1 protein-coding gene is annotated in these 1,848 nt (G+C 69.1%); it reads left to right on the plus strand.

Annotated elements, in window-relative coordinates; translation table 11 throughout:
• Positions 1-1,004: 1,004 nt before the first annotated feature.
• The coding region (locus tag ACZ6ZT_RS35185; protein WP_469724515.1) for a S8 family serine peptidase at positions 1,005-1,848 on the plus strand (844 nt) is incomplete at its 3' end.

Below are 1,848 nucleotides of genomic sequence, written 5' to 3' on the forward strand. Positions count from 1 at the left end.
ATGAGGCGTCGACGACGCAGATGAACAAGGCGGAGATCCCGACCTTCCCGCCGCCACCGGTGGTGTTCAATCCCCCTGGCATCGTCGGTGGTCACCATGTAGACCGTGAGACCAGCCACGGTGGCAGCGGTGGTCCGGGGGGAAGCGGTGCCTCCTCCCTGCCCTCGGCCTCGAACGGCGGCTCTTCGTCCGGACCTGGCACAGTCTCGGCCCACCAGCCTTCTGGGGGTGGCAGTGGCACCTTGGCGCCCACGCCGGGGACTGGGCCGACGCCGGTTCTTCCGGACCGGGCGGTCGGCGTGGGCCTGGACCAGGTGGCGACGCTTCCGGACAAGACGCTGCCGCCGGTCACCGGCTTGCCCGGTGGCGGCGGCCCTGTTGTTCCGGGTGGTGGGGGTCCCAGCCCGCTGCCGCCTATGCCTCCGCTGACGCTTCCTCCGGCCCGTGGAGTTCCCGGTTTGGGGGGCGGTGGTCAGCTGCCTGGTGTGAGGCCTCCGGCGGGCGGTGTCGGCGGCAAGGTCGGCCTTCCTCCGCGCGATAGCGGCATTGTGGGCGGTAAGCCCATTTCCGCTGGTTCCTCTGGTGCTGGGATCCCTCGTGGCACCGTGATCGGCGGGGAGGGTGCGCAGTCGGGTGGCCGGGGGCTGGGTGGCTCGATAGGTGGTGGCGTCGGCGGCGGCTCGCAGGGTCCGCGGGGTGGTTCCCCGGTGGGGCGCCGACTGGCGACAGAGCCGGGTGGCGTTGTCGGCGGACGCCAGGCGGGTGCGGGCGGTCAGCCGTTCACGCAGGGTGGCTCCGGTCTTGTGCGCAACGGATCGGGGTCCGGCGCGGCCGGTGGGCGGATGGGTCATGCCGGCGCGGGTGCGTCCGCTCCGGCGCCCGGGCGGCGTGGGAACCAGGGCGGCGCACGCCCCGATTACTTGGCCGAGGACGAAGAGACCTGGCAGGGCGACCGTCGTGTCGTCCCGCCGGTGATCGACTGAGCGGAACGGACGTTGCACGGGATGCGTATGCGCAAGGCGACCTCGGCCCTGGTGGGTCTGCTGCTGGCCGGGGTCGCCGCGACCCCTGCGCATGCGCAGACGATCCGCGAGAAGCAATGGCACCTCGACGCCATGAAAGCCGACGACATCTGGAAGACCAGCACGGGCAAGGGCGTCATCATCGCGGTCATCGACACCGGTGTGGGGCGGGTTTCTGAACTGGAGGGGCAGGTCCTCCCGGGTAAGGACCTCGCCACGTCGCAGGAGGGTGACGAACGCACCGACTACGACAAGCACGGCACAACCATTGCGGCGGTAATGGTCGGAACGGGGAAGCACCCCAGCGGCGACGGGGCCATCGGTTTGGCACCGGGCGCGAAGGTCCTCCCGATCCGGGTCCCGATCGAGAACAACGCCATGTACCCGGGCGTGACGCAAGCGATCCGTTATGCCGCGGACTCCGATGCAAAGATCATCAACATCTCCCTGGGTCTTGACGATGAGGATCCTGCGCGGCTCGATGCGGTGAAGTACGCCCTTTCGAAAGGGAAGCTGATTTTCGCAGGCGTCGGGAATGACGCGGAGGGGCTCAACGACGTCAAATATCCCGCGGCGACGCCGGGCGTGGTGGGTGTCGGGGCGATCGGTCCTGACGGCGGTGTCACCCAGGAGTCGGAGCGCGGCCCTCAGGTGGACATGTCCGCCCCCGGAATCGACATCTACGCTGCCTGCGAGGACAAGTCGGAAGTCTGTGTAAGCCATGGCACCAGTGACGCTTCCGCCCTCGCATCCGCCTCCGCGGCCCTCCTCTGGTCGGTTCACCCGGACTGGACGAACAACCAGATCCTCCGAGTCCTGCTGAACA

It is taken from the genome of Streptomyces sp. NPDC102258, assembly GCF_055584685.1.